General features: G+C 63.4%; 25 protein-coding genes. 4 read left to right on the top strand and 21 right to left on the bottom strand.

Features of this window, described 5'->3' with window-relative positions; genetic code table 11:
- Positions 1–3: 3 nt before the first annotated feature.
- The 10 genes from RCO31_RS13345 to RCO31_RS13390 form a co-directional block, all read right to left on the bottom strand.
- Positions 4–1239, bottom strand: a complete 1236-nt coding sequence (locus RCO31_RS13345) for an LLM class flavin-dependent oxidoreductase (RefSeq protein WP_308968883.1) — start codon at positions 1237–1239, stop codon at positions 4–6.
- Between the two features lie 296 nt (positions 1240–1535).
- Complete coding sequence (locus tag RCO31_RS13350; RefSeq protein ID WP_308968884.1) at positions 1536–2510, bottom strand: GNAT family N-acetyltransferase; 975 nt, start codon at positions 2508–2510, stop codon at positions 1536–1538.
- A gap of 171 nt (positions 2511–2681) precedes the next feature.
- On the bottom strand, positions 2682–3500 hold the full coding sequence (locus RCO31_RS13355) for a glycosyltransferase (protein WP_308968885.1): 819 nt from the start codon (positions 3498–3500) through the stop codon (positions 2682–2684).
- A gap of 223 nt (positions 3501–3723) precedes the next feature.
- Positions 3724–5928 (bottom strand): xanthine dehydrogenase family protein molybdopterin-binding subunit, encoded by a 2205-nt coding sequence (locus tag RCO31_RS13360; protein ID WP_308968886.1) that lies wholly within the window; start codon positions 5926–5928, stop codon positions 3724–3726.
- A 73-nt stretch (positions 5929–6001) separates the two neighbouring features.
- The gene (locus RCO31_RS13365; protein ID WP_308968887.1) at positions 6002–7018 is read right to left on the bottom strand and encodes a xanthine dehydrogenase family protein subunit M; all 1017 of its coding nucleotides are present in this window, start codon (positions 7016–7018) and stop codon (positions 6002–6004) included.
- Positions 7015–7530 (bottom strand): 2Fe-2S iron-sulfur cluster-binding protein, encoded by a 516-nt coding sequence (locus tag RCO31_RS13370; RefSeq protein WP_308968888.1) that lies wholly within the window; start codon positions 7528–7530, stop codon positions 7015–7017. Before RCO31_RS13370 ends, RCO31_RS13365 begins: the two co-directional genes overlap by 4 nt.
- Positions 7531–7787: 257 nt before the next feature.
- On the bottom strand, positions 7788–8081 hold the full coding sequence (locus tag RCO31_RS13375; protein ID WP_308968889.1) for a DUF1127 domain-containing protein: 294 nt from the start codon (positions 8079–8081) through the stop codon (positions 7788–7790).
- A 48-nt stretch (positions 8082–8129) separates the two neighbouring features.
- On the bottom strand, positions 8130–8948 hold the full coding sequence (locus tag RCO31_RS13380) for an alpha/beta hydrolase (protein ID WP_308968890.1): 819 nt from the start codon (positions 8946–8948) through the stop codon (positions 8130–8132).
- A gap of 113 nt (positions 8949–9061) precedes the next feature.
- Entirely contained in the window at positions 9062–10387 is a 1326-nt protein-coding gene (locus RCO31_RS13385) for a tetratricopeptide repeat protein (RefSeq protein ID WP_308968891.1), read from the bottom strand.
- A gap of 369 nt (positions 10388–10756) precedes the next feature.
- Entirely contained in the window at positions 10757–11608 is an 852-nt protein-coding gene (locus RCO31_RS13390) for an enoyl-CoA hydratase (RefSeq protein ID WP_308968892.1), read from the bottom strand.
- 101 nt (positions 11609–11709) lie between these two features.
- On the opposite strand from RCO31_RS13390, the gene RCO31_RS13395 reads away from it, so the two are divergent.
- Positions 11710–12618 (top strand): NAD(P)-dependent oxidoreductase, encoded by a 909-nt coding sequence (locus tag RCO31_RS13395; RefSeq protein ID WP_308968893.1) that lies wholly within the window; start codon positions 11710–11712, stop codon positions 12616–12618.
- A 56-nt stretch (positions 12619–12674) separates the two neighbouring features.
- Here the strand turns inward: RCO31_RS13395 and RCO31_RS13400 are convergent, their stop codons facing one another.
- Complete coding sequence (locus RCO31_RS13400) at positions 12675–13781, bottom strand: NADH:flavin oxidoreductase (RefSeq protein ID WP_308968894.1); 1107 nt, start codon at positions 13779–13781, stop codon at positions 12675–12677.
- Positions 13782–13968: 187 nt separating this feature from the next.
- On the opposite strand from RCO31_RS13400, the gene RCO31_RS13405 reads away from it, so the two are divergent.
- Positions 13969–15591 carry a choline dehydrogenase gene (locus RCO31_RS13405; RefSeq protein WP_308968895.1) on the top strand — a complete coding sequence of 541 codons (1623 nt, stop codon included), beginning with the start codon at positions 13969–13971 and terminating at the stop codon, positions 15589–15591.
- A 142-nt stretch (positions 15592–15733) separates the two neighbouring features.
- Positions 15734–16993 carry an MFS transporter gene (locus RCO31_RS13410; protein ID WP_308968896.1) on the top strand — a complete coding sequence of 420 codons (1260 nt, stop codon included), beginning with the start codon at positions 15734–15736 and terminating at the stop codon, positions 16991–16993.
- A gap of 13 nt (positions 16994–17006) precedes the next feature.
- Here RCO31_RS13410 and RCO31_RS13415 read toward each other — a convergent pair whose 3' ends face one another.
- From RCO31_RS13415 to RCO31_RS13425, 3 genes are all read right to left on the bottom strand, one after another.
- Entirely contained in the window at positions 17007–18392 is a 1386-nt protein-coding gene (locus RCO31_RS13415; RefSeq protein WP_308968897.1) for an aminotransferase, read from the bottom strand.
- Positions 18393–18497: 105 nt separating this feature from the next.
- Complete coding sequence (locus RCO31_RS13420) at positions 18498–19244, bottom strand: glucose 1-dehydrogenase (RefSeq protein WP_308968898.1); 747 nt, start codon at positions 19242–19244, stop codon at positions 18498–18500.
- Between the two features lie 44 nt (positions 19245–19288).
- Positions 19289–19687 (bottom strand): PaaI family thioesterase, encoded by a 399-nt coding sequence (locus RCO31_RS13425; protein WP_308968899.1) that lies wholly within the window; start codon positions 19685–19687, stop codon positions 19289–19291.
- Between the two features lie 68 nt (positions 19688–19755).
- Between RCO31_RS13425 and RCO31_RS13430 the strand changes: the two genes are divergently transcribed.
- Positions 19756–20142 (top strand): cytochrome c family protein, encoded by a 387-nt coding sequence (locus RCO31_RS13430; protein WP_308968900.1) that lies wholly within the window; start codon positions 19756–19758, stop codon positions 20140–20142.
- Between the two features lie 15 nt (positions 20143–20157).
- Here the strand turns inward: RCO31_RS13430 and soxA are convergent, their stop codons facing one another.
- The 7 genes from soxA to RCO31_RS13465 all read right to left on the bottom strand — a co-directional run bounded on the left by soxA (position 20158) and on the right by RCO31_RS13465 (position 25976).
- Positions 20158–20874 (bottom strand): sulfur oxidation c-type cytochrome SoxA, encoded by a 717-nt coding sequence (gene soxA, locus RCO31_RS13435; protein ID WP_308968901.1) that lies wholly within the window; start codon positions 20872–20874, stop codon positions 20158–20160.
- Positions 20875–20945: 71 nt separating this feature from the next.
- Positions 20946–21266 (bottom strand): thiosulfate oxidation carrier complex protein SoxZ, encoded by a 321-nt coding sequence (soxZ, locus tag RCO31_RS13440; protein ID WP_308968902.1) that lies wholly within the window; start codon positions 21264–21266, stop codon positions 20946–20948.
- Between the two features lies 1 nt (position 21267).
- Positions 21268–21732 (bottom strand): SoxY-related AACIE arm protein, encoded by a 465-nt coding sequence (locus tag RCO31_RS13445; protein ID WP_308968903.1) that lies wholly within the window; start codon positions 21730–21732, stop codon positions 21268–21270.
- Positions 21729–22136: a sulfur oxidation c-type cytochrome SoxX gene (gene soxX, locus RCO31_RS13450; RefSeq protein ID WP_308968904.1), complete on the bottom strand. Its 408-nt coding sequence runs from the start codon at positions 22134–22136 to the stop codon at positions 21729–21731. The genes RCO31_RS13445 and soxX overlap by 4 nt, the downstream gene beginning before the upstream one ends.
- 22 nt (positions 22137–22158) lie before the next feature.
- Positions 22159–23427 (bottom strand): NAD(P)/FAD-dependent oxidoreductase, encoded by a 1269-nt coding sequence (locus RCO31_RS13455; RefSeq protein ID WP_308968905.1) that lies wholly within the window; start codon positions 23425–23427, stop codon positions 22159–22161.
- Positions 23428–23438: 11 nt separating this feature from the next.
- On the bottom strand, positions 23439–23786 hold the full coding sequence (locus RCO31_RS13460; protein WP_308968906.1) for a cytochrome C: 348 nt from the start codon (positions 23784–23786) through the stop codon (positions 23439–23441).
- A 12-nt stretch (positions 23787–23798) separates the two neighbouring features.
- Positions 23799–25976: a xanthine dehydrogenase family protein molybdopterin-binding subunit gene (locus RCO31_RS13465; RefSeq protein ID WP_308968907.1), complete on the bottom strand. Its 2178-nt coding sequence runs from the start codon at positions 25974–25976 to the stop codon at positions 23799–23801.
- Positions 25977–25981: the final 5 nt, after the last annotated feature.

Raw genomic sequence — 25981 nt, forward strand, 5'->3', positions numbered from 1 at the left:
TTGCTACCTGGCGCCGGCCTTCGCCATTTCCTTTTCCGCCATGCGCCTCTTCAGCTCCTCCGGTGTCATTCTTTGCTCGCCCGGATTCTGGTGTGCATAGATATCGTAACCGTCGGTCGCGAGATTCTCGAGCACGATCCGGCCTGCGAGAACGTCGGCCTTCCACGTCTCATGGGCCGGCGTCAGTGCGTGGAATTCCGGCATCACGTCCTTTGCGAACAGCTCGAGACTGTTGCAGATCGCCTTGTGGGTGGTTTTGCCGGCCTGGTTGAGCAGAATCACCTGATCCACGTGCGACTCGGCGAACTGGTGCAGTTTCTTGCGCAGCGTTTCGGGTGAACCGACCAGGGCGGAGTTCAGCGCGGCCTGCGCCTTGTCGCTCTTGCGCCATGATTGATATGCGCTCCAGAGGTCGCTTTTGCCTGGCGCATCGACGCCGGCCCGACCGTAATACTGGAGCGCGAAGATGAAGAAGGTCCAGCCGGCGGCGAGCTCGCGCGCCTCCTCATCGGTCGGTGCACACATGAAGCCGGAGACGACGGCGATGTTCGGATTATCTTTGTACTCCGTCAGCCGATTTCGGTTGTGCAGGAAGTTGTTGTAGTAGCGATGCACCCATGCGCGCGCGGCCTCGGGCGACACGAACGAGAAGCCGAGCGCGCCCATGCCCCATTCGCCGGCTTTCGCAATCGTCTGGATGTTGGAGCAGGCGACCCAGAGCGGCGGATGCGGCTTCTGGCGCGATTTCGGGATCACGTTACGCGCCGGGAAATCGTGGTATTGACCGTGAAACTCCCAATCCTCCTTGGTGAACATCGGCAGGATCGCACGCACCGCTTCCTCCCAGCGATCGCGCTTGTCGCGGACGCGGGTCCCGAAGGGGTGCAGCTCGGCCGGCCCTGTGGCTTCTCCCATGCCGAACTCGACGCGACCGCCGGACAGTAGGTCGAGGGTGGAGACCTTTTCCGCCACACGCTGCGGCTGGTTCGTCGTGATCTGGACGACGCCGTGACCGAGGCGGATGTTCTTCGTGCGCTGGCTGGCGGCACCAAGAAAGACCTCGGGCGCCGAGGAGTGCGAATACTCTTCCAGGAAGTGATGCTCGACCACCCACGCGTAATCGTAGCCGAGCTTGTCGGCCAGCTCGAACTGGGTCAGCGCATCCTGGAAGAGCTGGTATTCGCTGTCTGCAGTCCAGGGGCGGGGCAGCTGCAGTTCGTAGAAAATGCCGAACTTCATCGTGCGGTCCTCCCGTGACCTTGGTTGCCAGCCGATGGCCCGATTATTCGGGCATTCTCATCGATCCGACAGCCGTGCGCGGCTGTTTCGCCTTATCGAAATCCGTGCATCGTTCGATGTAAAGGTTCGCGACAAGCGAATGCAGTGTCAACAGGTTTTGCGAGCGACATGCGTTCTGGATTGCAGAACGGCATTGTCCAGCGCTCAGCCTGTAGCCCGGATGGGCGCAGCGACATCCGGGATGTTTCCGGTGGAGTCTATCCGGGGTGGCTTCGCTCGCCCGGGCTACTCACTACTCAGGCGAAATCGGAGTCGAGCGGCTGGTATCGGTCGAACACCAGAGGCGGCATCTCTGGAGAGAAATCGCGCAACTGGACGAGCATCGTCGACGGACGAAGCCGCCGCGGAAGTCGCCATCCTGGAAGGTCGGGCATGCGCCTGTGGATGCCTGGGTAAACGAACAGAGGGCGCTGCCAGACGCGGCAGGCCGCGCGTGTCACGGCCTGCACGTCGGCGCGCGAGATGTGCGCCCCAGCGCGCGGGAAGAAACCGCAGAGCAGGGTGTAGGGTACGCCGCGTCGTTCACGCGGTGAGGAGATCAGCAACAGATCGTTCGTTGCGTGGATGCCGTAAGAGAATCTCGGATTGGTGAGACGCGTGCAGAGGCTGTCGGCAGTCCAGAACACGCCTTGTTCACTCAACGGCGGAAGATACGGGTGCAGCGCGTTGACCCAGGTCGCCGCGCGATCTTTCGAAAACCGTTCATTGATAGTGAGCGTGGACGGCGGGCCGCGCAGCGCCAGCCCCGCACGGATATCCAACCAGAGATGTGGCTTCAATCCGAAGAAGTGATCGTTCGCGGCGATCGCCTTCTCGTTCGGCATCCCGATCGCAAAGCGAATATGCTGTGTTCGACACTGGTCGGCCACGGCGTCATAGAGCGACGCCAGCGTCTGGCGCGACCGGAATGCCTTCAGGACGAACAGGTCTACCAGTTGCGCGGCCGGCTGCGGCACGCCGTCTGCGACGATTTCCTGCCGCACGATGACAAATTGCCCAACTTTCTGCTGCGCGGTGCGCAGCGAGACGACGGTGGCGCCTTCCGAGAAGCACTGCTCATAAAGCCACCGCATATGATCGGGGGTGAAGACATCCTCGGCCGAGAACGCTTCGTTTCCAATTCGGGCTGTCTCGGCATAATCCACCGGCGCGTCAACGCCGGCGGACACCGCCTGCTCAGCGGGCGCGAGCGGAGAGGCGGGAAGCGACATTTTTCGTTTCGCAGTCAGGCGGAAGGCCGTTCGAAGCGAGGTCCGCTCGACAGATGTCTTGAGGGCGTGCGTTCATGGATATTTTTATCACATAGGCGTTGGCCTCTACGATCGCAAATTGGACACGCACGAAGGTGATAGATTGTTAACCATAACGCCGACTACTGGAGGCTAGCGCGGCGAGGGTGCCCGATCCTGGCTGGCCGCGGCTCGCTCGGCCCGCGCCTGCAGAATGCGCGGCGGAAGAATCATCGATACGAGCGAGCGCGCCAGACCAGCCCAGGCCCGCCATTCGCCAATCTCGAAGTATTTAAGCTGAACGAGCATGCGCTCATAGACTTGGCGCTTTCGCAGGCGGAGTGACTGGCCTTGCGATGAAATTCGATAGTGCACCAGAGGCTCGGGAATATTGGCGATCGGGTATCGTGCGCCGATCCGGCGCAGCAGTTCGTAATCTTCAGCGGCCCTGTAATCCAGCGAATACAGGCCGACGTGCCGCAGGACATCCGTCCTGAACATCGCGCTCGCATGGCCGATGCCCATGTTGAAGAACATCACGTTCCGCACGTCATTTGGCGCGACCGGCTTCTTGAAGATCCGGATGGTTTCACCGGTCTCCTCGTGGAATTCGCGCAAGAACGTGCCGCAGGCGCCGACATTCGGATGTTGCTCCATGAAAGCGACCTGCTTCTCGAGTCGGTCGGGTGCGGCGATGTCGTCCGCATCCATGATCGCTACATATTTGATGTCGGTCTTCAGGATCTCTTCCAGAGCAGCGTTTCGTGCAGCCGCCGGACCCGCGTTCTGCTTCATGCGGAGAACGGTGATGCGGTCCAGAAGGTCGCTCAGCACCTGACTGACAGGCTGGCGGCTCTGATCGTCCACGACATAGACCTTGCAGTCGACGCTCGTGGACAGAATGCTTGTCACGGCGTCGCGGATTGTCTTGTCTGCATTGTAAGCAGCCATCACGACGGCCACGGCGGGCATTGCTGGTTCTCTGGCCTGATTCATAGAGACGCGCCGGGTGGTTTCACCGATGGCGGCCGAGAATGCCAACGATCCGTATCGTTAGCGTTAACCACTCGGATTTCGCCGCGGCTGCACCGCCGCGTGGGCCTTCGCATGCAGCCGCGCCGCTTCGAAAGGACCTGCAACCGCACGACGAGCGTCGGCCTCTTCCCGCAAGCGGGAAGAGCAGTTAACATCAGTGCTAGGCTTTCAGTTTGTCCAGGGTGATTGGCAGGTCGCGCACCCGCTTGCCTGTCGCGTGGTAGACTGCATTGGCGATCGCGGCAGCGACGCCGACGATGCCGATCTCTCCGACGCCCTTGATTCCGAGCGGATTGACCTGGTCGTCCGGCTCATCGACAAAGATGACCTTGATGTCGTGCACGTCCGCATTCACCGGCATATGATACTCGGCGACGTTTGCGTTCATGATGCGACCGAAGGCGTGATCGTAAACCGCCTCTTCGTGCAGGGCCATGCCGATGCCGCCGACGACGCTGCCCATGACCTGGCTGCCGGCGGTCTTCGGATTCAGGATGCGTCCGGCCGCCACCGCGCTGACGACCCGGGTTACCCGTATCACGCCAAGCTGCTCGTCCACCTTGACTTCCGCGTAGATCGCCGAGTGCGTGTTGCGCGCATGCGAATGGTCCTGCGCGAAGGTGTTGAGCTTCTCCTTCGTCATCCTGTCGAGTCCGCCATGCCGCATGAGGTCGGAAATGGACATCGCCCGACCGGCATCCTTCCTGGACACAAGCCGTCCGCCGGCCAACGTCACGTCCGCGCCTGCGGCCCCGGCTAGCGGTGAACCGCTGACCGCTTTCGCAAGCTTGAGAAGTTCGTCGCGGATGTCATCTGCAACGCTCGCGACGGCGTGAGATGCGGATGCGGCCATCCAGGATCCGCCTTCGACCGGCGCCTGGGGCAGGGTGGAGTCGGCGAGCTTCACGCTGATATTCTCGATCGGCAGGCCGAGCTTGTCAGCTGCGACTTGGGCAACGATCGTATAGGTGCCGGTGCCGATATCGGACGCCGCACAGGAAACTTCTGCATGGCCGTTGGCGGTCAGCACGATGCGCGCCGCCACGGGCATCTGCAAGGCTTCCCAGACACCTGTCGCCATGCCCCAGCCGACGAGATCCGCTCCGTCCCGCATCGAACGCGGCTTGGGATTGCGCTGGCTCCATCCGAAGGCGTCCGCGCCCTGGCGATAACATTCGTGCAGCGCCTTGCTGGTGTAGGGCAGGTTCTCGTTCTGATCGCGATCGGAATAGCAGCGAAGCCGCAGCTCCAGCGGATCGATGTCCAGGGCAACCGCAAGCTCGTCCATCGCGCTTTCCAGCGCATACACACCAGTTGCGGCGCCCGGCGCGCGCATGTCTGAGGAGGTCGGCACATCGAGCCGCACCAGCTTGTGCACGAACTTGGTGTTGGGGCTCTTGTAAAGCAGTCCTGACCAGCCGGTGTCGTTGCGGGAGAACTCCTCGAACTGCGAGGTGACGGCGATCGCCTCGTGGTTGATCGCAGCGAGCGTTCCGTCGGCGTTGGCGCCGAGCGCGAGCCGCTCGATCGTCGCGGGCCGGTAGCCAAGCGCGTACATCTGCTGACGGGTCAGCACGAGGCGGACCGAGCGATCGAGCGCCAGCGCGCCGAGGACCGTAAGCACGACCTGATATTGCGGCCGCAGGCCGGCGCCGAATGCACCGCCGACGAATGGCGAGATCACGCGGAATTCCTGAACGGACCCGGCGAAGATCTTCGACAGGTAACCCTGCACGTTCTGCACGCCCTGGGTCTTGTCATAGACCGTCAGCTTGCCTGCGCCATCGACGTGAACCGTCGAGGCGAACAATTCCATAGGATTGTGGTACTCGGTCGGGATGAAATATTCGGCCTCGTGGCGGACCTGCGCTGCTGCGTACGCCTTGGCCGCATCTCCGCGGGGTTTTTCGGGCTTCGGAACGACATAGGCGGTGCTGAGCTGCGCCTGCAGGTCGGTGACATACGGCGCCGCGTCGTAGTCGACCTGGACCAGCGTCGCGGCAAAGCGCGCTGTTTCCCAGTCGTCCGCGAGCACCAGTGCCAGCGGCTGGCCATTGAACAGGATCTTGTCATCGTAGAGCGGCCGGTAAGGAGAGCCCTCCTCGGGGGCGACATCATCCTTGTAGGCGTCGTCGTCTGCGGCCATCTGCGGCCGATCTTGATGTGTAAGCACCTTGAGGACGCCGGCGACGCGGAGTGCCTGGCTCACGTCGATATGCTTGATGCGACCCTTGGGAATGGTTGATGCGACGACGGCTCCATAGACCAGATTCTGCTCGTTGAAGTCGGCGGCATATCGGGCTTCGCCGGTCACCTTGGCGCGACCATCGATGCGAGATGCAGGGGTGCCGATGTATGCGGTCATCGTCTTGGTCTCTCGTTGATCAGTTCGAAGGTTGCGGGACGCAGGCGTGTCCTGCCTTCAGGCAGGCGAAAACTCACATAATTTTCTTGTTCGACGGGGGCTGCGGAGTGCCTTTCGCGGCTTGCGTAAGCGTACGGATCGTCGCTCGCCGCGCCAGATCGATCTTGAACATGTTGTGCGGATAGCCCTTCGCATCCTTCAGCACCAGGTCGGCGGCTCGCGCGAAGGCCGTTCCGTCCGGCACCTGTCCTTGCAGTGCGGCTTCGGCGGCGTGTACCCGCCAGGGCTTGTGCGCGACCCCGCCGAGGGCAAGCCGTGCCTGCTTGATCTTTCCGCCTTCCAGCTCCAGCGCCGCAGCGACGGAGACGAGGGCGAAGGCGTAGGACAGGCGATCGCGGATCTTCAGGTAGGAGTAGTTCTTGGCGAAGCCCTGGGCCGGGAGCTCGATGGCAGTGATGATCTCGTGCGGATGAAGATTGGTGTCGAGATGCGGCGTGTTGCCGGGGAGCCGGTGGAAGTCCTGGAATGGGATGACACGCGCGCCGGCCGGGCCTGCCACATGCACCTTGGCATCCAGCGCGACGAGCGTCACGCAGAGGTCGGAGGGATGGACCGCAATGCAGGCCTCGCTGGCTCCGAGGATCGCGTGCATCCGCTGCGCTCCGGTCAGGGCCGAGCAGCCGCTGCCTGGTTCGCGCTTGTTGCACGGCGTCGCCGTGTCATAAAAATAGGCACAGCGCGTCCGCTGCAGCAGGTTGCCGCCGGTCGATGCCATGTTGCGCAGCTGTTGCGAAGCGCCGGCCCTGATCGCGCTGCTGACGAGCGGATAATGCTGCTCGATCAAGGGGTGGTAGGCGAGATCGGAATTCGGCACGAGGGCACCGATGTGCAAGCCTCCGTCCGCTGTCTGCTGCACCTGCTTGAGCGGCAGCCGGGAGATATCGATCAGCCGTGTCGGGCGTTCGACATCATCCTTCATGAGATCGATCAGATTGGTGCCGCCGGCGATAAATTTCGCGGAAGTGGAAGCCGCGATCTGCTGGACCGCGTCGGCAACGTCGGTCGCGCGCGAGTACTGAAAGTTGATCATGATCGCCCCATCGCCTGCTGGATCGCTGCCACGATGTTCGGATAGGCGCCGCAGCGGCAAATGTTGCCGCTCATAAGCTCGCGGATTTCGTCGGCGCTTTTGGCCTTTCCTTCTGCCAGGAGGCCGACAGCGGAGCAGATTTGTCCCGGTGTGCAGTAGCCGCACTGGAAGGCGTCATGGTCGATGAAAGCCTGCTGCACCGGGTGCAACTCGCCATCCTTGGCGAGACCTTCGACAGTGACGATCTGCGCGCCGTCTTTCATCACCGCCAGTGTCAGGCAGGAAACGATACGTCGGCCGTCGACCAGCACGGTGCACGCGCCGCATTGGCCGTGATCACATCCCTTCTTGGTGCCGGTGAGGTCAAGCCGATCGCGCAGGGCGTCGAGGAGCGTGGTCCAGGGCGCGACCTTGAGTTCGGTCGCCTTGCCATTCACTGTGATCTGGATCGAGATCTTCTCCGGTATCGGGATGGGGTCCTGAACAGGCTCTCGTGCCGTTGCTCGCGCCATATGCGCCTCCGGTTTGCTCGCTTCACCGGCGATCTATGTTTGCAGCACAGCGTTGACAAGCCGATAGTCAATTCCCGCAAAATTATTCGATTTGCGCAGACATGCCTGCTCGCTTTCGCATTGCCGCGAATGCGGGCGAATTCCCGGCCGCGGACACGATTGTTTGATCGCAACGCATGATCGACAGAAAACCGATGCGGGATATTGCGACAGATTGACGACACATCGCTTGGCGGATGCCTTAAAATTGCGCAGCCTCAGACGCGCTCTGTTCGCGATTCAGCGTCTGCCGCAAGCCGACGTTCCGACATCCGGGATAGGCGCGACATGGCTCGCTGCAACCGCGTCCGCTTGTTTTGCAGGGAGAGGGCGTCTCGACGATAGTGCTCGAAGACCGCGCGCCAGAACGGGGCGTCGACCTCGACCTGCCGTTCAGCGTCGGTCAAGCCGAAATCGGCGAGTTCGCGCGATGTCATTTGCGCAAGAACGTTGCGCTGGCGCTGACGCTCGCGCCAGACGCGCCACAGCGCCTGCAGTGCGATCAATGTCATCAACATGGTCGTAGACTTTCTGGTCTGAAGAGCAGGAGCCGTACGCGGTCAGGCCGGCAGACGTCCGGCCGCGTCCCGCATAAGCGAGCCGATGATGCCGGCGGTTTTGCCAGGCTTGTCCCAGTGGACCGCGTGACCGGTGTCCTCAAGCACGTGCAGCGTTGCGTGCGGCACGCCTGACAGCAGTGTGTCCTGCTCGCTGCGTGGCACGAATACGTCCTGGTCGCCCCAGATCAGCCGGGCAGGAGCCTTGATCCGAGTGAAGGTCGCCGGCAGATCCGACGTGATGAACGCTTCGGTGAGGCTGCGCCACGCCGACGAAGGTAACGCCTGGCTGTCGGAGACGACCAAGTCAATGAAGTCGTCGTCAATCATCCTGACAGTGGTGCTGACCTGAAACGCATGTGCGAAAGCAGGATCGATCGGATCGCTGAGATCCTGCACGTCTTTGCGAAGCGCGATCACGGCGACGTTGGTACGGAGGTCCGCAAATGCGCCGAGCAGGGCGAGGGCTGCAACCCGGTCAGGATATGCGGCGGCGAACATCATCGCGACCGCCGCACCCATGGAGTGACCGGCGACGACAGCGCGATCGATGTGCATGGCGTCCAGAAACGCTCTCGCGTCCTCAGTCAGCGCGTCGAGGCTGTAGCCGGTGCGCGGCTTGGCTGATTGGCCATGCCCGCGCTGGCTGAAGGCGAGCGCCCGCACGTCCTGTGGCAGGTGCGGCAACAGTGGCAGGAACGAATGCCAGCTGTCGGACAGGCCATGCAGCAGCAACAGTGGCGCTCCAGTCGCCGCGCCGTGCTCGATGAACTCGACGGTCACGCCGGTTGGCAGCTTCGTCGACTTGATTTGCGGGATCATCAGTTATTCCTTTTGCTCGTCATTGCGAGGAGCGAAGCGACGAAGCAATCCAGCGCAGTACTCGCGGTAGATTCAGACTGGATTGCTTCGCTTCGCTCGCAATGACGCCTATGTCAGGCGGCCACCAGCTTGCGGGCGCGCTCGGCGAGGTTGCGTGCCCATGGGCTTTCCGGCTTGTGCGCGACGCGTTCGCTCGCGAAGGCTTCCGCTGTCGGCTTCAGTCCGGCACGCAATGCAGCATGCAGCACGGTGAGCGAGAGAATGTCGCGCTGGGCATGCGACCCGCCGAAGCGCTGGGCGATGCCGCGCACGGCGGCAATCTTCTCCACGGTCTCGGCGAAGCGACCCATGTCGAAGGCGAGGAATGCTTCGCAGAGCGGGATACCGACGGCCCGCGACATGTAGGCGTTGTCGTCCGTCTTCATCGCGGCACAGCGCATCGCCGTCAGCACGCGCTCTGCGTCCTTGCGGCGCCCGGCGCCGAGGAACGCCATGATCGCATGCAGATCGTTGAAGGCGTAATGGCCGTCTTCGATGCGGCTTTCCCAGCAGGCGGCGAGCTTGGCGAACCGGTTGCCTGTGCCCACGCCCTCCAGATGCAGCCGCCAGAGCAGGGCGGACGCGTCGATGCATTCGAGGATCGCGGTTGCGTCGGCGTTCGGACGCACCTTGGTGTCGTACATCGTGATCGCCGATTTGGCGTCGCCGCGGTCAAGATGCAGCAGTGCGAGATGCCACCAGTTGTGGAACGCAAACCCGTTTTCCGGCGACCAGTCCTGCGCGCTGTCGCGCAGCCACGGCACGCCACGTTCGACATCGCCGCGCATCTCGTGCACGTGTGCGACCGCATGGATCGCCCAGGCATCGCGCGGATCGAGCGACACCGCCTCGGTGCCGAGCGCTTCGGCCCTCGCGTAGTCGCCGCACTCTTCGAGTCCGAAGGCGGCCATGCCGAGCAGGGCATGATAGCCGTCGTCATCGCGCTTGAAGGCGCGCAGCGCCTGCAGCGGCCCGTCGCGCAGCTCCTGCTGCCGGCCGGTGAAGAAGCAGCCGACATGGGCGGTTTGCACAGCGAACAGGTCGGTGGGATTGTTTTGGGCGATGCGCGCATATTTCGACACGCTGTCGTCCATGTGACCGCGCGCCCAGGCCTGGGCGGCCGCAAGATGCGCGCGCTCGCGCTCGTTGCCGGGTAATGCCTGACCGGCCTTCAATGAGCGGTCGATCTCGCCGAGATAAGCCTTGTCGGTCTGTTGCACGAGCACGCCGGCGCGCGCCGCCCAGGCCATCGTGAAGTTCGGGTCCTCTTCAAGCGCGGCGTCGAGCGCGGCGATCGGATCACCGCGATAGAGACGGATGAGCTCGAGCGCAGCGTTGTATTTGTCGATGGCTCCTTGCGAACGCGTAGAAACCGGATTGCCATAGCGATCCTGCAACATGGAGGATGTCCTTCCGAATGGCAGCGCGGCTCCGGTTTGAGAGCTTTTGCGCGCTGCAGCAGTCCCATGTGCGTTAGGCAGCGCGCGTGGTTTCAGGTTCAGCTTGCGGGTAAGAATTTAGGCAAGTGAAAGCAGCGCCTTAGGTGAGGTCGGACGATCCGCAATGACATGCAGACGGGCGAGCAAGTCCGCTCACGTCATTGCGAGCCATAGCCGTTCGTAAGAACGGCGTCGCTTCGCTCGCCTATGGCGAAGCAATCCAGTCTAAGATTGCGGCAAATGCTGCGCTGGATTGCTTCGTCGCTTCGCTCCTCGCAATGACGGGGAGCTTCGCTTGGTTCGTAATAGATGCTCTCTCTGCCGGGCGTATCACTCCGCCGCAGCAGGCTTTCGCACCGACGGATGCAGGCCTGCCGGATCGACGACCATGCCGAACTCCTGAAGATTGTGAGCGTGGCAGAGCTGATGCAGCGCGAACGCATGCTCGATCGTTGCCTGTTGGCCGGAGACGTCCATCGCGCGGTTGACGGCTTCCTTGGTCAGCTTCAGCGCAAACGATGGTTTTGAGGCGATCCGCGACGCCAGGTCGAGGACGAACCCCTGCAGCTCCTTGCGCGGCACGACGTGGTTCACCATGCCGAGCCGGTGCGCCTCCTGCGCGGTCCAGCGGTCGGCGGTGAACAGGAATTCCTTGGCCTTGCGCGGGCCCAGTTCGAACGGATGCACGAACCATTCGACGCCACAGGCGCCCATGGTGACGACCGGATCGCAAAATTCCGCATCGTCGCTCGCGACGATCAGGTCGCAGGCCCAGGCAAGCATCAGCCCGCCGGCGATGCAGCGGCCCTGCACCTCGGCGATGGTCGGCTTGGCGAGGTTGCGCCAGCGGCGGGTGATTTGCAGGTAGATCTCCTGCTCGCGAGCGAAGCGGCCATGCGCATTCGGCTCGTTGAAGCCGCCCCACCAGCTCACGGGCGGGAAGTCGACGCCGGCCCTGGTCTTGCCGCTCGCCCGCAAGTCATGGCCGGCCGAAAAATGCGGATCTGCGCCTGCCAGTACGATCACCTTGATCACATCGTCCTGCACGGCACGGTCAAACGCGGCGTTCAGGTCGTAGGTCATCTGCAGGTTCTGCGCGTTGCGCGCGTCCGGCCTGTTCATGACGATCCGTGCCACATTTGGCGCGGGCTGCTGATAGATGATGGTTTCGTATTCGGCCACGGCGCTGCCTCCCTTTGTTGTTTTGCTGTAGTCTGCCGCCAAGTGGTCTGTTCGGCAATCGGTCGGATGACGTGTGCGGTGCATAAACGGGGGAAGATGGAATGCGGGCGGTTTTTGTCGATGGCGATGCAGCCTCTGGCCGGATCTTCGAGCGGTTGAAGAGGCCGGGGGATCCAGTGGTGCATGTCCACCTCGACCCGGACGTGCCGCCGCCGACGCTGCCGGATGTCCTCGGCGGGGCCGAGATCGCTATCATCGATCACACTTATCTGCCGACTGATATCGCAAAACGCTGCGCGGGATTGAAGCATGTGGTGTTCCTCGGAACTGGCGCACGCAGCTACATGAGCCCTGAGGAGCTTGCTGAGCTTGGCGTCGCCGTTCACACCATCAAGGGCTATGGCGACACCGCGGTCGCCGAATGCGCGATGGCGCTGATGTGGGAGTCCGCGCGCGGCATCGCCCGCATGGACCGGGAGATGCGCAAGGGGGCGTGGCTGCGCACCGAAAGCATGCAGCTGACTGGCAAGACGCTCGGCCTGATCGGCTTCGGCGGGATCGCCGCCGAAGTGGCGCGAATGGCGTCCGGCATCGGCATGCGGGTGATCGCCTGGAACCGGACACCGAAGGCCGGTGACAATATTGCGTTCGTCGATATCGACACGCTTCTGAAGGAAAGCGATGTCGTATCCATGCATCTTCTACTGAACGACGAGACGCGCGGCTTCCTCTCGCGGGAACGGATCGGCGCGATGAAAAAGGGGGCAATCCTTGTCAACACCGCGCGCGCCGCCCTGGTCGACGAAGCGGCGATGATCGACGCATTGAACTCAGGCCAACTGCGTCACGCCGGCCTCGATGTGTTCATGGTAGAGCCGCTACCCGACGGTCATGTGCTCAAAACCATGGCGAACGTGACGTTGTCGGCGCATTCAGCGTTTCGTACGCCGGAAGCCAGCGACAATCTGATCGCCGCCGCGCTGGAGCATTGTCGCAGGATTGCGGGGTAGCCGTCATTTGCGAGCGAAGCGACGTGTTCTTCGAACGGCTATGCCTCGCAATGAGATTACGCAAACTCCTTCATGGCTTCAGGCGAGAACGGCTGCAGCTCGTTGGTGCGGTCGTCGCGGACCTTGGCGGTCCAGTTCGGATCGCTGATCAGGGCGCGGCCGACCGCGACCAGGTCGAACTCCTCGCGTTCGAGCCGGGCTTCGAGTTCGCCGAGATCGCTCACCTCAGACTGGTCGCCTGGATTGCGCAGCGAGTGGACGAAATCGACGCCCTTCAGGCCGACCGAACCCACAGTGATCGCGGGCAGGCCGGTGATCTTCTTGGTCCAGCCGGCGAGATTGAGGTTTGAGCCTTCGAATTCCGGCTCCCAGAAGCGGCGTGTCGAGGCATGGTAGATGTCCACGCCGGCCTCCGTCAGCGGCGCAAGGAACGCTTCGAGTTCCTTCGGGGTCAGTGCGAGCTTGGCCGCATAATCCTGCTGCTTCCACTGCGAGAAGCGCTGGATGATCACATAGTCCGCGCCCACGCGCTTGCGCACCGCCTTGACGATCTCTGCGGCGAAACGCGTGCGGCGGACGAGATCGCCACCCCAGGCGTCGGTGCGCCTGTTTGCGCCTTCCCAGAAGAACTGATCAATCAGGTAGCCGTGCGCGCCGTGAAGCTCGACGCAATCGAAGCCGATTTTCTTCGACGCGGCGGCCGCCTTTGCAAACGCTTCGATGGTGTCGGCGATATCTTCATCCGTCATCGGCTCGCCGACCGCCTTGCCCGTACCGGAGAGACCGGACGGACCGTCGGATTTCCCGTCGGGATGCGGTCCGGTGCCCGGCTTGCGCACCATGCCCTGGTGCCAGAGCTGGGGAGCGATCTTGCCCCCGGCGGCATGCACCTCATCGACCACGCGTTTCCAGCCTTCGAGGCTGGCGGACTCATGGAAATTGGGAATGCTCGGACTGTTCGACGCACCGGGCCGGTCCACCGTCGTGCCCTCGGTAACGATCAGGCCAACGCCGCCTTCGGCGCGCCGGCGGTAGTAGGCTGCGACGTCGGTGCCCGGCACGCCCTTCGGGCTGCGCGAGCGGGTCATCGGTGCCATCACCACGCGGTTGGCGAGCGACAAAGACTTATAGCTGAAGGGCTGGAACAGCGGCTTGGCGGACATTGCGGCGTGATCTCCCAATTACTTGTGGTCGCATCTGCTTGCGGAAGGCCGGTATCCACCCGGAAATACTCCAGAGACGCGCGTCGGATTGCTTTAATCGCGATCAGACGGCATGGTCAAACAACCAGCCGCGCGAGCCCATTGCGGAAACTGCGGGCGGCACAAGAACAAGATCTGGAGGACGACCATGGCGGGACGAGACGGGGCGGTCGACACGGGTGAGTTCGACTACATCATTGTCGGCGCAGGCTCTGCCGGCTGCGTGCTCGCCAACCGCCTGACCGCCGACGGCAAGCATTCGGTGCTGCTGCTGGAAGCAGGTCCGCGTGACCGCAATATCTGGATTCACATCCCGATCGGCTATGCACGGCTGTTCAAGAATCCCAAGGTCAACTGGATGTACCAGACCGAGCCGGAGCCGGGACTCGACGGCCGGCAGGTGTTTCAGCCGCGCGGCAAGGTGCTCGGCGGGTCGAGCTCCATCAACGGCCTGGTCTATATCCGCGGTCAGCATGCGGACTACGATCGCTGGCAGCAGCTCGGCAATGTCGGCTGGGGCTATGACGACATCCTGCCGTATTTCAAGCGCGCGGAGAACCAGCAGCGGGGTGAGGACGAATATCACGGCGTCGGCGGACCTCTGCATGTGTCCAACTCCCGCATCAACGATCCGCTGAGCGATGCATTCATCACGGCGGCGACGCAGGTCGGCATTCCGGCAAACAACGATTTCAACGGCGCGAGCCAGGAGGGGGCCGGCTACTACCAGACCACGACGCGCAACGGCCGCCGAGGCTCGACGGCGCGCACGTATCTGCGCGCCGCGCGCGAGCGGCGAAATTTGAAGATCGAGACCAATGCATTGGCGCAGCGTGTGCTGTTCGACGGCAAGCGCGCATCCGGCGTCGCATATCGCCAGAACGGCGCCCTGAAGTCGGCAAGGGCGCGCAAGGAAGTGCTGGTTTCGAGCGGCGCCTACAATTCGCCGCAGCTTCTGCAGCTTTCCGGAGTAGGGTCGGGCGAGCTCTTGCGCCAGCATGGCATCGATGTGGTGCACGATGCGCCCGGCGTCGGCGCGAGCCTGCAGGATCACCTGCAGGTCCGCATCGTCACACGCTGCTCGCGGGCGATTACCATCAATGACGATGTCATGAGCCTTCGCCGCAAGGCGATGATGGCGATGCGCTACGCGTTCCTTCGCAAGGGGCCGCTGACGATCGCCGCCGCCTCCGCCGGCGCGTTCTTCAAGACACATCCGCGGCTGTCAACGCCGGACGTGCAGATTCATTTCATTCCGTTCTCGACCGACAAGATGGGCGAGAATCTGCACACGTTCTCCGGCTTCACCGCGCATGTGTGCCAGTTGCGCCCCGAGAGCCGGGGATCCGTAAAGATCAAAAGCGCGGACCCCGAGGTCGCGCCGGAAATCCGCATCAACTATCTCTCGACCGACACCGACCGGACCACCAATGTCGAGGGACTGAAGATCCTGCGCAAGATCCTGGCGGCGCCTGCGATGAAGCCGTTCTGCGCGGGCGAGGAGGAGCCGGGACCACAGGTTACGAGCGATGCGGATCTTCTCGCCTATGCCCGCCAGCGCTCGAGCACGGTCTTTCATCCGACGTCGACCTGCCGGATGGGCAATGATCCGCTGGCGGTGGTCGATCAGCAGCTGCGAGTGCGCGGCATCGACGGCCTTCGCGTGGTCGACGGATCGATCATGCCGGATCTCGTGTCCGGCAACACCAACGCGCCGATCGTCGCGATCGCCGAAAAGGCGAGCGACATGATTCTCGCTGACGCCAAGTGATTTGCGAGCAGACGAGCCATGTGCGCGTTTGAACGTTGCCACGCACGGACAGGGGTGGTCGGAGCCATAGTCAGGCGCTAAGACAATTCAAAGGGAAGAAGCCAAGGAAGGGTCGGCGCGCGATGAATCGCGGCCTGAAGAGTTGACTGCGCCTGCGCGGAATTCCGCGCTCGCTCCGTTTCGGGTTCGCAGCTACCGCTTCCAGTGGCCGGCGGACGTGCTCACATCCTGGGCCTTCGAGATGGAGTTCCTGATCCTCGGCTGGTACATCCTGGTCGAGACCGGCTCGGTCGTCGTCCTTACCTTTTTCGGCTCGCTGATGTATCTCGGCACGCTGGTGGCGCCGATGTTTGGCGTATTCGGCGACCGTATCGGCCACCGCAATCTGCTTGCGGGCATGCGTGCCGCCTATGCCGTGCTGGCGACGACGATGTTGGTGCTGGCGCTGACGGGGCTGCTCAACCCGGTCTACGTGTTCATTCTTGCGGCGATCTTCGGGGTCATCCGGCCGTCTGATCTCGGCGTACGCGGCGCGCTGGTGGCGGCGACCATGCCGCATGAGTACCTTGTCAGCGCCATGAGTGTGTCCCGAACCACCATGGACTCTGCGCGCATCGCCGGAGCGCTGACCGGCGCCGGCATGTTCGCAACGCTCGGCATGGGGCCGGCCTATATCGCGATCGCCAGCCTCTACGTGCTCAGCACGATACTGACGCTCTGTATCTCTCCGGCTGCCGAAACCGCACCTCAGCGCGACACCGACAGCACGAGCGCGCGTCCGTCGCCCTGGCGCGATCTTTCGGAAGGGCTCGCCTATATCTGGAACACGCCGCGCATGCAGGCGGCGATGTGGATCGCATTCCTGGTCAACCTGACGGCGTATCCTTTCACCGGCAACCTGCTGCCCTACATTGCCCGCAACGTTCATCAAACCGACCAGACGGGCCTCGGTTACCTCTCCGCAAGCTTCGCCTTCGGCGCGCTCGCGGCCTCGATGATCTTGAGCAACATCGGCGGGGTGAGGCTTGCGCGGCTGATGATCACGTCGACCGTGATCTGGTACGTGCTGCTGATTTTGTTCGCGCACATGCAGACGATGCCGGCCGCGATCGCCTGCCTGATGATGGCGGGATTTGCGCAGAGCTTCAGCATGATCACGCTGGCGGTGATCCTGCTGCGCACCGCCGGCGAACGCTTCCGCGGCCGGGTGATGGGCGTGCGCATGATGGCGATCTACAGCCTGCCGATCGGGCTACTGATTGCGGGGCCGATGATCGAGCGGCTGGGGTTCGCGCCGACCGCAACTCTCTATGCGGCGGTCGGTCTCCTGTTCACGCTTTTCATCGCCGTGCGCTGGCGCGAGGACCTGTGGCGGCCGCTCGCGCCAGCGAATTCGATCTGACGGTGTTCCGTCTCTACACCCAACCCTGCTTGCGGGCGTGATCGAGGCCATCATCGAGCGCGCGATGCAGGCCCTGCAGCAGTTCCTCGATCTCTGCCTCGGTGATGATCAGCGGCGGACAGACCGCGATGGCATCTTTCACGTTGCGCAGGATGACGCCATGATGCGCAGCGCGGGACTGTACATAGGCGCCGAGTCCCAGCTTGCTGTCGAACGCGGTCTTCTCCTTCTTGCTGCGCGTCAGTTCGACGGCGCCAATCAAGCCAACACCGCGCGATTCACCGACCAGCGGGTGATTTTGCAGCGCGCCGAGCCCGCTCTGCAGCCGCGGCGCCACCTTCTTGACGTGATCGACGATGTTGCGCTCCTTGTAGATCGCAAGCGTCTCCAGTGCGACCGCTGCGCAGACCGGATGCGCAGCATATGTGACGCCGTGCGCGAACGCGCCATTCTTGGCGCTGCCGTCGGAGACCGCCTGGTAGATCTTGTCGGTCATCATCAGCGCCGAGATCGGCAGGTACGAGGACGACAGCGCCTTCGCCATGGTCATCATGTCCGGCTTCAGATTGTAGGTGTACGACGCGAACAGTTCGCCCGTGCGCGCGAAGCCGGTGATCACCTCGTCGACGATGAACAGGATGTCGTGCTTCTTCAGGATCGGCTGGATGCACTCGAAATAGCCGGGCGGCGGCACGATCACCCCGCCGGCGCCCATCACCGGTTCGGCGATGAATGCGCCGATATTTTCTGGGCCCTCGCGCTGAATGAGTTCCTCGAGGCTGGCGCCGAGCCGGGCGACGAACTGCTCGGTGGTCTCGTCGGCCTTGCCGAAGTGGTAATAGCTCGGCGCATCGGTGTGCACCATGCGGTCGAGCGGCAGGTCGAAGTCGGCATGCACGGGCGCGAGGCCGGTCAGGCTGCCGGACGCGACGGTGATGCCGTGATAGCCGAAATAGCGGCCGACCAGCTTCTTCTTCGCCTTACGGCCGATCTGGTTGTTGTAGTACCAGACGATCTTGCAGGCGGCGTCGTTGGCTTCCGAACCCGAGTTGGCGAACAGCACGTGGTTCAGTCCGTCGGGCGTGATCTTCGCCAGCTCCTCGGCGAGTTGGATGCCCGGCTCATGCGAGCGGCCGCCAAAGATCTGCGAATAGGGCAGGCGGGCGAACTGCTTGGCGGCAGCTTCGGCCAACCGCGGCTCGGAGAAGCCCAGCGAGGCCGACCAGAGACCTGCCATGCCTTCGAGATAACGCCGGCCGTCAGCATCATAGACATAGATGCCTTCACCACGGTCGATGATGAACGGGCCGTTCGCTTCATTGGTTTTGAAGTTGGTGTAGGGATGTACGATGTAGGCGAGGTCGCGTTGCGCGAGGTCGAGCGGCCGGGGATGATTCATCGTCCCATTTCCTATTTTTGAGGGCGCCAAATCATCGCCCTTTGCACGATGTCCGTCAATCGGGCCGATCGTGCCGCCACTGACATGCGATGACGCATTGATCGCCTAAATGCAGCGGCCGCCGTCTATTTCCATGGCAACGCCGGTGATCATGCTGGCTTCATCGGAACACAGGAACGCAGCGGCATTCCCGAGATCCTCAGGCGTCGAGAAGCGGCCGAGCGGGATCGTCGCCAGAAACCGTGCTCGATTCTCCGGCGTGTCGTCGCCCATAAATGTTGCAAGCAACGGCGTTTCGCCGGCGACAGGATTGAGCGCATTGACGCGGATGCCGAACGGTGCGAGCTCGATCGCCATACCGCGCGTCGCCGTGATCACCCAGCCCTTCGAGGCGTTGTACCAGGTGAGATTCGGGCGTGGGCTGACGCCGGCCGTGGAGGCGATATTAAGAATGGCGCCGCGCTTCTTCTGCTTGAAATAAGGCACGATCTGTTTTGCGGCAAGGTAGATCGCCTTCATGTTGACCGCGGTGATCTGATCGAAGCTGGCCTCGTCGAGCTCGTCCAAGGGCTGCGGCAGGTGGCCGATCCCGGCGTTGTTGACCAGGATGTCCAGACCGCCGAATTGTCGCTTCGCGGTCTCGAGCATGGCGGCGACGTCGGCCGTCACCGTCACGTCTGCGTGAAGGCTTGCCGCGTTCGCGCCAAGCGCGGCGGCGACCGAGGAGGCGGCTTCCGCGTTGCGATCGGCGACCACGACTTTCGCGCCTTCGGCCACGAATTTCTTCATGATGCCTTCGCCGAAACCGGAACCTCCACCGGTGACAATGGCAACTTTTCCGTTAAGCCGCATGGTTAATCTCCGAACCAGAACCCACCGCAGCCGAGGAGATTCAACTAAAGCACCATCTGCGTCTGTGTCACCAGTGCGATGAGTTTGTTGTCGGCGCTCTCGATCCGCGTCTGCCACACCTGCGTGCGCCGGCCGCGATGCACGGGTGTCGCAATGGCCTTGATGGTCGTGCCGGCCAAGGCGCCGCTGACGAAGTTGGTCTTGCTTTCGATCGTCGTAGTACCTTTCGCATCGGCTGGCAGGTTCACGACGGTGGCGGCCGCGCCGACCGTATCCGCGAGCGCCATCAGCGCGCCTCCATGGATCGAGTGGCCGACGGTGCAGAGATCGTCGCGCACATCCAGCGTCGCGACCACGCGGTCCTTGTCCGCTTCGACAAACGCGATACCCATCAGCTCTGCGAACGGAAGTGGAAAGCTGCGGATACGTTCCAGGGGCGTCATATAGGTTTCCTCGTTTTGCCGTCTTGTTCGGGCAAGCATAGACGCTTATCCGAACTGGAGACAAATCGATGCGGACTTTTTTTCTGGCGCTGACTGTCTTGACTGCGAGCGCCAGTCACGTGCTGGCGCAAAGCGCGGAAGCGGGGGAACGCGTGTACACGCAGTGCCGCGCCTGCCATCAGGTCGGTGAGACAGCGCGCAATCTGGTTGGTCCGCAGCTCAACGGCATCTTCGGCCGCAAGAGCGGTACGATCGAAGGCTACAATTATAGCCAAGCCAACAAGAACGCGAACATCACCTGGGACGAGGCGACGTTCCGCGACTATATCGTCGATCCGAGGGGGAAGGTTCCGGGCACGAAGATGGTATTCGCCGGCCTCAAGAACCCGCAGCAGGTCACCGACCTGATCGCTTATCTGAAGCAGTTCGACGCGACGGGGAAGAGGGGGCAGTAAGGCGACCTGCCGCTATCAGGGCCGGACGGCCGGCGTCTCGATCGTCATGCCTTTTGCGCGTGACATCAGGAACAGTTCGAGCTCGACATATTCCTGCGCGCCGTATGCGTATGGTTCGGCGCGCACTCCTATGAAACAGCCGCGCAAGCGCCGCTGCAGCGAGCCGATGCCTTGCCACTCGAGCCGATAGATCGGATAGCCCGTCGGGTGTGCCTGCGGGATCACGGCACTGGCGAGCTTCCCGCCGGCGTTGTCGTCGTGGCAGTTGGCGCAGGAGAAATTCAGTTGGCCGACGCGGCGGGTGTAGAGCGCTTCGCCGCGCTGGCGAAATGGCGCCAGCCGGGCATCGTCCGGCGGCGCGATCGGCATGCCGCGTGACTGGTTGCCGACATAGGCGGACAGCGCCAGCAACTCCTTGCTCTCCCACGGCAGTGGCGTCGCCTGCTGCTGCGTTTCGCGGCAGGCGTTGATGCGGCCCTGCAGGTCTATCGGGCGGTTGAGCGCGGCGCTGAACGCCGGATAGCGCGCAGCGACGCCCTTCATGCTCGTTGAGGCGTCCTGATGGCAGTCGGCGCAGGACCTGTTGGCGCGACCGGCCTTTGCGTTCCATAGGCCTTCGCCGTCGAGCACAGCCAGCATGCCGGGATTTGCCGTGTCGTCGCGCTGCAGCTGCTGCGAGTCGCGGCTCATGAAATCGAAGCCCGAGCGGCGGCCGTCGATCGTCTGGGCCATCACCGCGCTCGCTGCCGCTAGGCACATCATCGCCGCCGGGACGAGGAGGCGCTGGGCTGCCACAAGCCGTATCATTCGACCACGAGCTTTGCCTGTTCCGTCTGCACTTCGCCGCGGTCGTCGGTCCACGAGAATACCAACAGGCCGCTTTCGCGCGCCACCGTGGTGAAGGCGATGAAGGGATTGGCGGCGATCGCCGGATGAAGGTCGGCGCGGAAGATCTCCTCGCCATCCAGCGTGCAGACGAATGTCTGAATGATGTCGCGCGGAAAGAATGTGCCGTCGCCCTTCGGCCGGTAGCCGGTTTCCATGGGATGCGAGATCAGCGTCTTGATCTCGATCACTTCGCCGCGTTTGGCCTTCGGCGGGACGTTGATCAGCACACGCGCCATGTCAGTTCTCCACGCAGGCGGGCAGCGTGACGATCAGCTCCGCCGAGCCGGACCACAGCGTACCGTCGCTGAGTTGGGCGATGGCCATGATGGTCTGGGAATCGCCAAGCCGGATGCGCGTCGAGATGAAGGCGCGGCCGGATCGCGGCCCGAGATGAAAGGTGGCGATGTTCGGCTGCGGGTTGCGCTCGTTGAAAACGGCGACCGCCTTGACGAAATCCTTCTCCGTCATCGGGCTGTCGACAGTGATGACGAGCGGCACCGAGTTTCCGTTCTCGACCAGCGGCGGGATGTCCAACTTCAGCCGACCCTGGCGGATCGGCGCTCCGTGCGAAAACGCGTGAATGGCCGCCTGCATCGTTTCGGTGGTCGCGCGCGCGGGCCGGACGATCAGCGTCGACAGCGCGCCGGCGCCTGCGATCAGGGCGCGTCGTCGGGACAGAAATGACAAGTCAAAGCCGCTCATTGCGGATCCTTCAATGTCGCAAGGAAGGCCACCACGTCCTCGACCTCCTGCGCGGTCAGCACGGGCTTGTTCTGCCAGGCCGCGCCGACCCGCGTTAACCCCTCGGTGCGATAGTACGACGGCATGATCGTCGCCGGGTTCAACTTGGCGCTATCCACCAGCCGCAGCCGCAGCTGGCCCTCGGTCCAGCGCGCGCCTGCGCCGGCCAGAGTCGGCGCCAGCGTGCCCTGAAACCGCTGATCTGGGAACGGACCGGTATGACACAAGAGGCACAATCCCTTTTGCCGATCGACCACAATGGCGCGGCCGCGCGCCACGTCGCCGCGCGCGCCGCCGAGCGGCTCGACGATGGCGTCGCCGGTGACCTTGAACGCGCGGAGCTCATCGGCATCGGCCGCTGTCATTGCGAGCAGCATCGCGACGGCGCTAGCCAAAGACTTCTGTCGTGATCGTCTGGAACCAGGTGTCCGCATAGGTTGCTTCGAGCGCGCGGAATGATGGGGGCGCATCGATCGGGCTGACGCCACCTGCGCCCTCGACATCCGCAAGTACGCCGTTGGCCGGGTGATATACGCCCGCGATCGAGATGCCGTAGTCCGGCGCGACCAGACTGTAACAGGTGTTGATGAGCTTTGGTTGCACGGGCGTTTCGCCGCGCAGGAGACCGGCGACGGCAGCGGCGCAGACTTTCGCCTGTGCGTTGGCGGCGAATGCCGACTTCGGCATGCCGCCGGCGATACAGGCGTCGCCGATGACATGAATCCCTGGTTGCTGCCTGGATTCGAACGTCACCGGATCGATCGGGCACCAGCCGGAGCGATCGGCGATGCCGGCAAGCTGAGCGATCAGGCCGGCCCGTTGCGGCGGAATGACGTTCGCTACATCGGCCTTGTGGCGGTCGAAATCTGTGACCAGTGTCTTTTCCTTGACGTCGACCTCCGTCACCTTGCCGCCGGAGGATAGTGAAATCCATTCGAGGTTCGGGTAGAGGGGCGTCCAGGCATTCTGAAACAGCCTTTGCTTCGAGAACGCGTCCTTGGCATCGAGAATGATGAGCTTCGAACGCGGCTTTTGCGTCTTGAGGTAATGGGCGATTAGGCTGGCGCGTTCGTAGGGGCCAGGTGGGCAGCGGAACGGATTGGCGGGCGCGGACATCACAACAGTGCCGCCATCATCCATAGCTTCGAGCTGGCGGCGGAGCAGGGTGGTCTGCTCGCCAGCCTTCCAGGCGTGCGGCATTGTCTGCGCCGCCGCCTCATCATAGCCGGGCAGCGCATCGAACCGCAGGTCGATGCCCGGCGCCAGCACCAGCCGGTCATAGTCCAGGCGTCCCCCGTCGGCGAGCGCGACCTGCTTGGCCTGTGGATCGATGCTGCTGGTGCGCTGCTGTGCGACTGTGACGCCGTCTCTCCTGATCGCATCGTAACCGAATTCCTGCGCCGAGAGCGGTCGCAGCCCCGCCAGGACGTTGTTGCTGAACGGGCACGCGGTGTAGGTCGCGTTTGGCTCGACCAGCGTTACGGCAACTCCGCTTCGCTTGAGTTCTCGTGCGCAGGTGGCGCCAGCAAAGCCGCCGCCGATCACGGTCACGCGCGGTGCCGATTGTGCAAGCGCCGGCGCGTGCAGGAGGGTTGCGGCGCTCGCCGCCGCCGCAGACTTCAAAAGCGTGCGGCGATCGAGTGAGGCATTGCGCATCGGCGCCCCCTTCAACGCTGGCTGAACCACGCGGCGATCGCGCGCGTTTCGTCGTCGGTGTAGCCCTTGGCGATGCGGCCCATGACCGTCGCCTCCCGCCCGCCGTTGCGGAACGCCTCCATCGCGGCCACGATTTCTGGCGCGGGACGGCCCTTCAGGGGCGGGATGGCAGGGCTGGCGATGCGGGCGTCGTGACAGCCCGAACACGACGAAGCGCCGGCCGGCGCTGCCGATTGCGCCGCCGCAGGTGCGGCCAGCGCCATCAAGCACGTGACGATCGTGCCGGCTGTTCGCATGTTCGATCCCTGCAAGAAAAGCGCGATGTGCGCGGACGGCTTGAAGCTGCCGTCCGCTTTCACAGTTGGTGTCGTTTACGCCTTTCGAAGATCCGCCTTCGACAGCGGCATCTGGCGAATGCGTTTTCCCGTGGCCGCGAAGATCGCATTCAGGACCGCAGGTGCCGCGACGCAGATGGTCGGCTCGCCCACGCCGCCCCAGAAGCCGCCGGACGGAATGATGATCGATTCCACGACCGGCATCTCGTCCATTCGCATCATCTGGTAGGTATCGAAGTTCTCCTGCTCGACCCGGCCGTCCTTGACGGTGATGTCGCCGTAGAGCATCGCCGTCAGGCCGTAGACGAAAGATCCCTCGACCTGCGCCTCGATCTGCTGCGGGTTGACCGCATGGCCGCAGTCGGTCGCGCCGACGATGCGATGGATCTTCAGCACGCCGGCGTCGCTGACCGATACTTCGGCGCAGGCCGCGACATAGCTGCCATAGCCCATGTGCTGCGCGAGACCGCGGAACACGCCGGGCGCCGGCGGGGTGCCCCAGCCGACCTTTTCGGCCACCGCGTTCAGCACGGCGAGATGCTTTGGATGGTTCGCCATCAGCTTGCGGCGGAACTCCAGTGGATCCTGCTTGGCCGAATGCGCCAGTTCGTCGATGAAGGACTCCAGGTAGATCGCATTCTGGTTGTTGTTGACGCCGCGCCAGAACCCCGGGGGCACATGCGGGTTGCGCATCGCATGGTCGATCAGCAGGTTCGGGATCGTGTAGCCGAACTGGCCTTCGGGACCTTGCGGGTTAAGACCCTGGAAGGTCGCCGCATCGCGCCCGTTCTGGAGCGCGTTCGGATTGACAGTGGCGAGGATCGACTGGCCCGAGATGCGCATGTGCAGTGCGGTCAGTTCGCCGTTCGCATCGAACCCGCCGACCATGCGGCACTGCGTAGTGGGGTGGTACCAGCCGTGCGTCATGTCCTCTTCGCGCGACCAGATCGTCTTGACGGGCGTGCCCGGCATCTGCCTGGCGATCAGCACGGCGTAGCGGACGAAGTCGTGGCTGGTCGACCTGCGGCCGAATCCCCCGCCAAGGTGATGGCGGAAGACCTCGTTCTTGTCGGTCGGCAGGCCCGACGCCTGCGCCGCGGTCGCAAGTGCCGATTCCGCATTCTGCGTCGACGTCCAGACCTCGCACTTGTCCGGCGTCCAACGCACCGTCGCGTTCATCGGCTCCATGGTGACATGGTGCTGGTGCGGCACCCCATACACCGCCTCGACCCTGCGCGCGGCGGAGGCGAGCTCCGCCCGGGCATCGCCGTTTCGGTTGCCGAGGAACGCTTCCGTGGCCGTCAGGCCTTCCTTCTGGGCGGCGGCGATGTCCGCGCTCTGGACCGAGCCGTTGGGTCCGTTGTCCCACTCGATCGGCAGCGCATCGAGTGCGGTCTTCGCCCGCCACCAGGTGTCGGCAATAACGGCGACGCCGGTGTCGGCGACCTGCACGACCTTTTTGACACCGGGCATCTGCTCGACTTTGGCCGCATCGAAGCTCTTGATCTTGCCGCCGAACACCGGACAGTTCTTCAGTGCCGCATTCAGCATTCCGGGGAATTGTACGTCGATCGCGTAGACGAGTTTGCCGTTGATCTTGTCAGGCGTATCCAAGCGTTTCAGCGGCTTTCCGGCAATCGTCCAGGACTTGGCGTCCTTCAACGGAATGTCATTCGGCGTCTGCAGTTTGCTCGCAGCGTTCGCGACCTTGCCGAAGGTGGTCGAGCGGCCGGAGGCCGCATGGGTGATGACGCCCTTGGCGACGGTGCAGGCGGACGGCTCCACATGCCATTCGTTCGCAGCCGCCTGCACCAGCATCATGCGCGCGGCGGCGCCGCCCTTGCGCACATACTCATGCGAATCGCGGATGCCGCGGCTGCCGGCAGTCTGGAAGTTGCCCCAGACGCGACTGCGGGCGACGTTCTGACCTGGCGTCGGGTACTCGGTCGTGACCTTGGCCCAGTCGCATTCGAGTTCTTCTGCGACAAGTTGCGCCAGGCCGGTGAGGGTGCCCTGGCCCATCTCGACGCGGGCGATGCGGACGACAACCGTGTCGTCCGGTTTGATCATCACCCAGGCGTTGATTTCGGGCGTCTCGGTTTGCGCCACGGCTTGCGGCGTGAAGGGGACGTGAAAGCCCAGCGCCAGCCCGCCGGCGGCTGCCGCGCTCGTCTTAAGGAAATTGCGGCGCGAGAGTTCGGTCGCGATGCTCATGTCTG

The organism is Bradyrhizobium sp. LHD-71 (assembly GCF_031157255.1).
Classification (GTDB): domain Bacteria; phylum Pseudomonadota; class Alphaproteobacteria; order Rhizobiales; family Xanthobacteraceae; genus P52-10.

Excerpts from the sequence above, each read along its gene's own strand:
- RCO31_RS13345 (WP_308968883.1), bottom strand. The coding sequence starts at position 1,239 with ATGAAGTTCGGCATTTTCTACGAACTGCAGCTGCCCCGCCCCTGGACT.
- RCO31_RS13350 (WP_308968884.1), bottom strand. The coding sequence starts at position 2,510 with ATGTCGCTTCCCGCCTCTCCGCTCGCGCCCGCTGAGCAGGCGGTGTCC.
- RCO31_RS13355 (WP_308968885.1), bottom strand. The coding sequence starts at position 3,500 with ATGCCCGCCGTGGCCGTCGTGATGGCTGCTTACAATGCAGACAAGACA.
- RCO31_RS13360 (WP_308968886.1), bottom strand. The coding sequence starts at position 5,928 with ATGACCGCATACATCGGCACCCCTGCATCTCGCATCGATGGTCGCGCC.
- RCO31_RS13365 (WP_308968887.1), bottom strand. The coding sequence starts at position 7,018 with ATGATCAACTTTCAGTACTCGCGCGCGACCGACGTTGCCGACGCGGTC.
- RCO31_RS13370 (WP_308968888.1), bottom strand. The coding sequence starts at position 7,530 with ATGGCGCGAGCAACGGCACGAGAGCCTGTTCAGGACCCCATCCCGATA.
- RCO31_RS13375 (WP_308968889.1), bottom strand. The coding sequence starts at position 8,081 with ATGACATTGATCGCACTGCAGGCGCTGTGGCGCGTCTGGCGCGAGCGT.
- RCO31_RS13380 (WP_308968890.1), bottom strand. The coding sequence starts at position 8,948 with ATGATCCCGCAAATCAAGTCGACGAAGCTGCCAACCGGCGTGACCGTC.
- RCO31_RS13385 (WP_308968891.1), bottom strand. The coding sequence starts at position 10,387 with ATGTTGCAGGATCGCTATGGCAATCCGGTTTCTACGCGTTCGCAAGGA.
- RCO31_RS13395 (WP_308968893.1), top strand. The coding sequence starts at position 11,710 with ATGCGGGCGGTTTTTGTCGATGGCGATGCAGCCTCTGGCCGGATCTTC.
- RCO31_RS13400 (WP_308968894.1), bottom strand. The coding sequence starts at position 13,781 with ATGTCCGCCAAGCCGCTGTTCCAGCCCTTCAGCTATAAGTCTTTGTCG.
- RCO31_RS13405 (WP_308968895.1), top strand. The coding sequence starts at position 13,969 with ATGGCGGGACGAGACGGGGCGGTCGACACGGGTGAGTTCGACTACATC.
- RCO31_RS13415 (WP_308968897.1), bottom strand. The coding sequence starts at position 18,392 with ATGAATCATCCCCGGCCGCTCGACCTCGCGCAACGCGACCTCGCCTAC.
- RCO31_RS13420 (WP_308968898.1), bottom strand. The coding sequence starts at position 19,244 with ATGCGGCTTAACGGAAAAGTTGCCATTGTCACCGGTGGAGGTTCCGGT.
- RCO31_RS13425 (WP_308968899.1), bottom strand. The coding sequence starts at position 19,687 with ATGACGCCCCTGGAACGTATCCGCAGCTTTCCACTTCCGTTCGCAGAG.
- RCO31_RS13430 (WP_308968900.1), top strand. The coding sequence starts at position 19,756 with ATGCGGACTTTTTTTCTGGCGCTGACTGTCTTGACTGCGAGCGCCAGT.
- soxA (WP_308968901.1), bottom strand. The coding sequence starts at position 20,874 with ATGGCCCAGACGATCGACGGCCGCCGCTCGGGCTTCGATTTCATGAGC.
- soxZ (WP_308968902.1), bottom strand. The coding sequence starts at position 21,266 with ATGGCGCGTGTGCTGATCAACGTCCCGCCGAAGGCCAAACGCGGCGAA.
- RCO31_RS13445 (WP_308968903.1), bottom strand. The coding sequence starts at position 21,732 with ATGAGCGGCTTTGACTTGTCATTTCTGTCCCGACGACGCGCCCTGATC.
- soxX (WP_308968904.1), bottom strand. The coding sequence starts at position 22,136 with ATGACAGCGGCCGATGCCGATGAGCTCCGCGCGTTCAAGGTCACCGGC.
- RCO31_RS13455 (WP_308968905.1), bottom strand. The coding sequence starts at position 23,427 with ATGCGCAATGCCTCACTCGATCGCCGCACGCTTTTGAAGTCTGCGGCG.
- RCO31_RS13465 (WP_308968907.1), bottom strand. The coding sequence starts at position 25,976 with ATGAGCATCGCGACCGAACTCTCGCGCCGCAATTTCCTTAAGACGAGC.